The organism is Pseudorhodoplanes sp. (genome assembly GCF_050250235.1).
Taxonomy (GTDB): domain Bacteria; phylum Pseudomonadota; class Alphaproteobacteria; order Rhizobiales; family Xanthobacteraceae; genus Pseudorhodoplanes.
The window spans coordinates 1-7684 of sequence record NZ_JBFWPA010000206.1; the positions used below are offsets into that span (position 1 = coordinate 1).

5 protein-coding genes are annotated in these 7684 nt (G+C 63.8%); all 5 read right to left on the reverse strand.

Annotation, left to right across the window (positions count from 1 at the left end):
* Positions 1-100: 100 nt before the first annotated feature.
* Positions 101-664: a ribosome recycling factor gene (frr, locus tag AB7F49_RS36390; protein ID WP_428531886.1), complete on the reverse strand. Its 564-nt coding sequence runs from the start codon at positions 662-664 to the stop codon at positions 101-103.
* Between the two features lie 437 nt (positions 665-1101).
* A complete protein-coding gene (gene pyrH / locus AB7F49_RS36395; protein ID WP_428531889.1) occupies positions 1102-1818 on the reverse strand; it encodes a UMP kinase in 717 nt (238 codons plus the stop codon).
* A 22-nt stretch (positions 1819-1840) separates the two neighbouring features.
* On the reverse strand, positions 1841-2764 hold the full coding sequence (gene tsf, locus AB7F49_RS36400; RefSeq protein WP_428531892.1) for a translation elongation factor Ts: 924 nt from the start codon (positions 2762-2764) through the stop codon (positions 1841-1843).
* A gap of 66 nt (positions 2765-2830) precedes the next feature.
* Complete coding sequence (locus tag AB7F49_RS36405) at positions 2831-3826, reverse strand: 30S ribosomal protein S2 (protein ID WP_428531895.1); 996 nt, start codon at positions 3824-3826, stop codon at positions 2831-2833.
* A 213-nt stretch (positions 3827-4039) separates the two neighbouring features.
* Positions 4040-7462: a DNA polymerase III subunit alpha gene (gene dnaE, locus AB7F49_RS36410; protein WP_428531898.1), complete on the reverse strand. Its 3423-nt coding sequence runs from the start codon at positions 7460-7462 to the stop codon at positions 4040-4042.
* Positions 7463-7684: the final 222 nt, after the last annotated feature.

Genomic DNA, 7684 nt, shown 5'->3' on the forward strand with positions numbered 1-7684 from the left:
CCATGATGATGGCGACGTGACGGGGGACTTCGAAATCCGAAATCCCATCCACTGAAACCTTTGGCATCGACATCGCTTGGGCGTCCAGCTCCGGCGGTCGTCAGACCGTCAGGATTTCCTTTTCCTTGGTGGCGAGCATCTGGTCGATGTCGTGAATCGTCTGATCCGTCGCTTTCTGGATATCGGTCGAATAGCGCTCGTGGTCGTCCTTGGAAATCTGGTGATCCTTCTCCAGCTTCTTGATCACATCGATGCCGTCGCGCCGGACATGGCGGACCGCGACGCGCGCGGCTTCCGCATATTTGTGAGCCACCTTGACGAGTTCCTTGCGCCGTTCCTCGTTGAGCTCCGGGATCCGCAGCCGGATTACCTGACCTTCGGTCTGCGGATTGAGACCGAGATTGGCGGCGGTAATCGCCTTTTCGACCGCGTGCACCATCGAGCGATCCCAGACCTGAACGCTGAGCAGGCGGGCCTCCGGCACACTGACCGTGGCAAGCTGCGAAAGCGGCATGTGCGTGCCATAGGCATCGACTTGAACCGGCTCGAGCAGGCTGGCATTGGCGCGACCGGTGCGCAGTCCGGAGAGCTCCTGTTTCAATACGCCGACCGCCCCTTGCATCCGGCGTTTCAGATCGTTGATATCGTGGGTTGTCGCTGCCATCTCTGTCTGTTCTCTCGGATGTTCTTGGACGTTCTTGTGCAACGTTCTTTGGACGACCGGATTGCTGCGGCTGTTGCGCCGCTTCAGGGCCAGGTTGAGGCGGACTGCGGATTGCGGTCACCCGGCCCGAAACCGAAATTGAACGATCGTAAGGTAACCTCCCTGGGGCAAAATCCGGAATCGAATGACACTAGCATCATTCCCGTGGAAATCCGGGTCAGAACTCCATCCGATGGCCTGCTGCACCGGATGGCGTGGTTCCGGACCACCACCGTGGTGGAGCGGATTTGACATTCGCTACCTACCCGGCCGCGGGCTCGCGATGCGAATGTCAAATCCAAAGCTCCACTGGAATCCAATACTTGCTAGTGGTCCTTTGATTCCAACATTCGCAAAAGTGCCTGCCGAGAAGGGATGCGAATGTTAGAATCGGACCATTAGTCGGCAACGATGGTGGCGCGGCCTTCTCCGCGCAAGACTGCCTCGATCGCACGTGGTTCGCGGATCGAAAAAACGATGATAGGCATCCGGTTCTCCCGGGCAAGCGCGAACGCGGTACTATCCATTACCTTGAGATTGCGTTCCAGCGCCTCGCGCGGGCTCAGGCGGTCATAGCGTTTGGCCGATTTGTCCTGCTTCGGATCGGCCTCGTAGACGCCATCGACATTGGTGGCCTTGAGTACGGCCTTGCAGTCGAGTTCGGCCGCGCGCAACACCGCCGTCGTATCCGTTGTGAAATACGGGTTTCCGGTGCCGCCGGCGAGCAGCACGACACGCCCCTCCCCGATCAGGTCAAGCGCACGGCGCCGGGAGAAGTGATCGCACACGGTGGGCATCGGAACCGACGAAAGCGTCGTCGCCGGCGCCCCGTTGCGCTCGAGGGCGGCTTCCAGAACAAGGCTGTTCATCACCGTGGCGAGCATGCCCATGGTGTCGCCGGTCGGACGCGAGACCCCGCGGCCCGATACTTCGACCCCGCGGAAAATGTTGCCGCCGCCGACCACCAGAGCAATCTCGACGCCGAGACGCCGGGAAGCGGCGATGTCGGCGGCAATCGTTTCGACAACAGTCTGATCGACACCGAACCCGGCCGGTCCGGCAAGCGCTTCGCCCGAGAGCTTGACGACCACACGCTCATAGACCGGGCTGACCATGTGATCGACCTTGCGCGAGCGCTCAGCTCTTGCCCGCGGCCGCTGCTACCTCCGCAGCGAAGTCGTTATCCTGCTTCTCGATACCTTCGCCGAGCTTGTACCGCAGGAAGCCCGTGATCTTGATCGGAGCGCCGACCTTGCCTTCGGCTTCCTTCATCGCCTGGGCAACACTCTTCTTGTCGTCGTGCACATAGGGCTGGTCGAGCAGGCAGACCTCCCTGAAATAGCTCTTGAGGCCGGACTCGACGATCTTCTCGATCACGTTGTCCGGCTTGCCGGACGCCTTGGCCTTGTCGGCCAGCACGGCCTTTTCGCGCTCGATCACGTCCGCCGGAAGACTCGAAGAATCCAATGCCAGCGGACCGGTCGCAGCGATGTGCATCGCAACGAGGCGGCCGAGAGCGGCCAGTTCCTTGGCATCGCCGTTCGATTCGACTGCGACAAGCACGCCGATCTTGCCGAGCCCCTCGGAGATCGAATTGTGCATGTAGGTGCCGACGACACCCTTGCCGACCGAGAGCGAGGCAGCGCGCCGCAGCGACATGTTTTCACCGATGGTGGCGATGGCGGAGGCAATCGCCTCCTGCACCGTCTTATCGCCGACCTTGGCGGCCTTGACCGCCTCGGCGTCGCCGCCATTGGAGAGCGCCGCATCGGCAATCAGCTTGACGAGGCCCTGAAAATGGTCGTTGCGGGCGACGAAATCGGTCTCGGCGTTGACTTCCACGACCGCGCCTTTGCCGGGGGCCGTGGAAATGCCGATCAGTCCCTCGGCTGCAACACGGTCGGCCTTCTTGGCGGCCTTCGACAGGCCCTTCTTGCGCAGCCAGTCGATCGCAGCTTCGACGTCACCTTTGGTCTCGGTCAGCGCCGACTTGCAATCCATCATGCCCGCGCCCGTCTGTTCGCGGAGATCCTTCACGAGCGCTGCGGTGATTTCTGCCATGACTTGATTCCGAAAAAATGAGCGTTGCGGCGCGGACCGCATGCCCGCGCCGTGGACGAGAGGTCGTTACTCGACCTCCGCCGTGAATTCCTTGGCCTTCGCCACCCACTGATCGGCGCGGCCGGGAAGCCCCACTTCTTCGCCCAGCCGAAGCACCTGTTCATGGGAAAGCGGGGCCAGTTGCCAATAGTGGAAGATTCCGAGATCGTTGAGCTGCTTCTCGATCGAGCCGGAAATGCCCGGCAGCTTCTTGAGATCGTCGGCGACGCCGCGCGGTCCGGGCAGAGGCTCGTAGCCGGTGTCCTTCGCCTTCGGCAGCTCTTCCACGATCGGCTCGGCGGCAGCGCCAACATCGATGCCGCGCTCGCCCTGCGAACGGCCGATGCCGTCGATCGCAGCGCGCGCGACCAGATCGCAATAAAGCGAGATCGCACGGCTGGCGTCGTCATTGCCGGGCACCGCATAGGTGATCCCGTTCGGATCGCAATTGGTGTCGACAATCGCCGCAACCGGAATGTTCAGGCGGCGGGCCTCCTTGATCGCGATGTCTTCCTTGTTGGTATCGATCACGAACAGCATGTCGGGCAGACCGCCCATGTCCTTGATGCCGCCAAGCGAGCGGTCGAGCTTGTCGCGCTCGCGCTGCAGGTCGAGGCGTTCCTTCTTGGTGTAGCCCTGCGCCTCGTTCGACGAGAGCATCTCCTCGAGCTTGCGCAGGCGCGAGATCGATCCCGAGATGGTCTTCCAGTTGGTCAGGGTGCCGCCAAGCCAGCGCGAATTGACGTAGTATTGCGCGCTCTTCTTTGCCGCTTCCGCGATGCCGTCCTGGGCCTGGCGCTTGGTGCCGACGAACAGGATACGGCCGCCCTTGGCGACGGTATCGGATACCGCCTGCAAGGCCTGGTGCAGCATCGGCACGGTCTGCGCGAGATCGATGATGTGGATGTTGTTGCGGATGCCGAAGATGAAGTCCCCCATCTTCGGGTTCCAGCGGTGGGCCTGATGGCCGAAGTGAACGCCAGCTTCCAATAGCTGGCGCATGCTGTAATCGGGCAGCGCCATAAGTCTTCTCCGGTTTGTCCTCCGCGGATGACGTGAACGGCAGGACTGCCTGCCCGGCCGTCACCGGATGGCCTTGCCGACCCGTCGCCGGGGCGGAAAAACCCTGATCCGCGTGTGAGATGGGCGGCCATATAGCGGCCCGGGGCCGGGAACGCAAGGAAAAGCCCGGAGCACGGGCCGAAGCGGGCACCCGGGCGAAACCTTCACCCGGCCCTACCCTGCCTCCACCGTCACCACGCCCGGCACCGCCTTGATGGCGCCGGCAATCTGCGGAGAAACCTTGTAGCGGCCGGGCAGCCTCACCTCGACCTCGCCGCCATCGGAGAGCATCAGGACGAAATGGACTTCGCCGTCGCCCCTCGGCTCCAGCCGGCTGGTGATATGGTCGAGCGGTGCCGGATCGCGCAGAAAAATCTGCAGGCTCTTCTGCACCTTCTCGGCGGCCTGATCGAGCCGCTCCACCGTCTGGATGCGCGCTCGCACGTCCTCGGCCTGGGCTTCGGCGGTGAGGAACAGCAGCACGGCGTTACCGGGTTCGAGGAGTTCGCGATATTGCTGCAGCCCCTCCTGGAACAGCACCGCCTCGTATTGCCCGCTCGGGTCGGACAGGCCGATGATGCCCATCTTGCTGCCCGTCTTGGTGCGGCGCTCCACCCGCGAGACCACGGTCGCGGCGGTCCGGCCCGCGGTTGCGCCCGCGCGCACCGATCTGGTGAATTCCGTCCAGTTCATCACCTGCATGCGCTTCAGGGCCTTGGCGTAATCGTCGAGCGGATGGCCGGTGAGGAAGAAGCCCACCGCCTCGTATTCGCGCTGCAGCCGCTCGGACGGCGCCCACGGATCGGCCTGCGGCACACGCAGCGGCTCGCGATGCGCGGGCCCGCCGAACAATTCGTTCTGCCCGCTTTCGGCGGCATCATGGGCGCGCTGCGCCGCCGACAGCATGGTCTCCACCGCGGCATGGACGCGCGCGCGATTCGGCTCGATCTGGTCGAAGCCGCCGGCGGCGGCCAGGCTTTCCAGCACCCGCTTGTTGATCGCACGCGGGTTGATGCGGGACGCGAAATCGGTGAGATCGCGAAACGGCTTGTCGCCGCGCGCGGCCACGATCAGGTCGACCGCCTGTGCGCCCACCCCCTTCAGTGCCGCCAGCGAATAGAAAATCGTATCGCCCTCGACCTCGAAGGCACGGCCCGAGCGATTGATCGACGGCGGCTCGAGCCTGATGCCGAGGCGGTCGGCCTCGTTGCGGAATTCCGCGAGCTTGTCGGTATTGCCCATATCGAGGGTCATCGACGCGGCCAGAAACTCGACCGGATAATTCGCCTTCATCCAGGCGGTCTGGTAGGCGACCAGCGCATAGGCTGCGGCGTGGCTCTTGTTGAAGCCGTATTCGGCAAACCGCTCCAGCAGATCGAAGATCGCATCCGCCTGCGAGCGCTCCACCCCGCGATCGGTCGCACCCTTCACGAAATCCTTGCGCTGCGCGGCCATCTCGCTGCGGATTTTCTTGCCCATCGCGCGCCGCAGAAGGTCGGCCTGGCCGAGCGAATAGCCGGCCAGAAGCTGCGCGGCCTGCATCACCTGCTCCTGATACACGATGACGCCGAAGGTCTCCTTCAGCACCTCCTCGAGCTTTGGATGGATATAATCCGGCTCCTCGTCGCCGTGCTTGCGCGCGCAATAGGTCGGGATATTCGCCATCGGACCCGGCCGGTACAAGGCGACCAGCGCGATGATGTCCTCGAACCGGTCGGGCTTCATGTCGAGCAGCGCCCGCCGCATGCCCGCACTTTCCAGCTGGAAGATGCCGACCGCTTCCGCACGTCCGAGAAGCTCGTAGGTTTTTGTGTCGTCCAGCGGGATCGCGGTCAGGTCGATCTCGATACCGCGCCTCTTCAGAAGGTCGACGGCGGTCTTGAGCACGGTCAGCGTCTTCAGGCCGAGGAAATCGAACTTCACCAGCCCCGCAGGCTCCACCCATTTCATGTTGAACTGGGTCACCGGCATGTCGGATTTCGGATCGCGGTAGAGCGGCACCAGATCGGCCAGCGGCCGGTCGCCGATCACGATGCCGGCGGCATGGGTCGAGGCATGGCGCGTCAGCCCTTCAAGCTTGCGGGCGATATCGAAGGCACGCCTGACCATCGGGTTCGAATCCCGCTCGGCCTGCAATTTTGGCTCGTCCTCGATCGCCCGCGCGAGCGTCACGGGGTTGGCGGGATTCTGCGGCACCAGCTTGCACAGCTTGTCAACCTGGCCATACGGCATTTCGAGCACGCGCCCGACATCGCGAAGCACGCCGCGCGCCTGCAGCGTACCGAAGGTGATGATCTGCGCCACCTGATCGCGGCCGTAGCGATCCTGCACATAGCGGATCACCTCGTCGCGGCGATCCTGGCAGAAGTCGATATCGAAGTCCGGCATCGAGACGCGTTCGGGATTGAGGAAGCGTTCGAACAGCAGGCCGAAACGGATCGGATCGAGATCGGTGATGGTGAGGGCATAGGCCACCAGCGAGCCCGCACCGGAGCCGCGGCCCGGCCCGACCGGGATGTCATGCGACTTCGCCCACTGGATGAAATCCGCGACGATCAGAAAATAGCCCGGATAGTTCATCCGCTCGATCACATCGATTTCGAATGCGAGCCGTGCGTCGTATTCCTCCCGCGTCACATTCGGTGCAAGGCCGTGCAGCGCGATGCGACCTTCCAGCCCCTCGCGCGCGCGCTTGCGCAATTCGGCGCCCTCGTCCGCATCGCCCGACGTAAACCGCGGCAGGATCGGCTTCAGGGTCCGCGGACGATAGGCGCATCGCTGCGCGATCTCGACGGTGCTGGCGATGGCCTCCGGCAAATCCGAAAACAGCGCGTCCATCTCCGCGCGGCTTTTGAAATAATGCTGCGGTGTGAGCTGGCGCCGGTCGGTTTCGGCAAGCAGCCGTCCCTCGGCGATGCAGATCAGGGCATCGTGCGATTCATAATCGTCGGCCGTCGCGAAGAACGGCTCATTGGCCGCAACCAGCGGCAGCGATTGCGCATAGGCAATGTCGATCAGATGCGGCTCGGTCGCGCCCTCCTCGGCGGTCCCGTGACGCTGCAACTCGACATAGAGACGATCACCAAACAGGTCGCGCAGCCTGGTTGCGCGAGCCTGCGCCAGTTCGAGCTGCCCGGCCCGGATCGCCTGGTCGAGCGCGCCGGAGGGCCCCCCGGTCAGCGCGATCAGGCCGGAGGTCCCCTCCTCCAGCCATCCCAGCGGGATATGCGGCGGCTCGTTGGCGGGCGATTCCAGAAAGGCCCGCGACGACAATTTCATGAGCCTTCGGTAGCCATGTTCCTGCGTGGCGAGCAGCACGATGCGGGGCAGCGTCCGGTGATGTCCGGGACTGCGCGGATCGCGCGGTTCGTCTCCGAAATCGAACGACAGGCAGCAGCCGATGATCGGCTGGATGCCGGATGAGGCGAGCTTCTCGGAAAACTCCAGCGCGCCGAACATGTTGCCGGTGTCGGTCAGCGCGAGCGCGGGCTGCCGGTCGGCCTTGGCGAGTTCGGCCAGCTTGCCGATCTTCAGCGCGCCTTCGAGCAGGGAATAGGAAGAGTGCACATGCAGGTGCACAAAGGGTGCATCCGACACCAAAGGCCTCGCGAATCTGTCTGTTCGCTGGCGATGGTGCGCACCACGGCTCCCCAAGTCCACCGGCAATCCCGCACGGCACCACGGCGCACCCGTTTTCCCCAGGGCGAACGGGAACACTTCCAGGAAGCAGCCGGGCGCCCTCTACGCTGACGCAACCCGAACAGGGCGTCCGGCCGAAACCGCGTCCTTTTCTCCCGCGGACGCAACAAACGCATGACG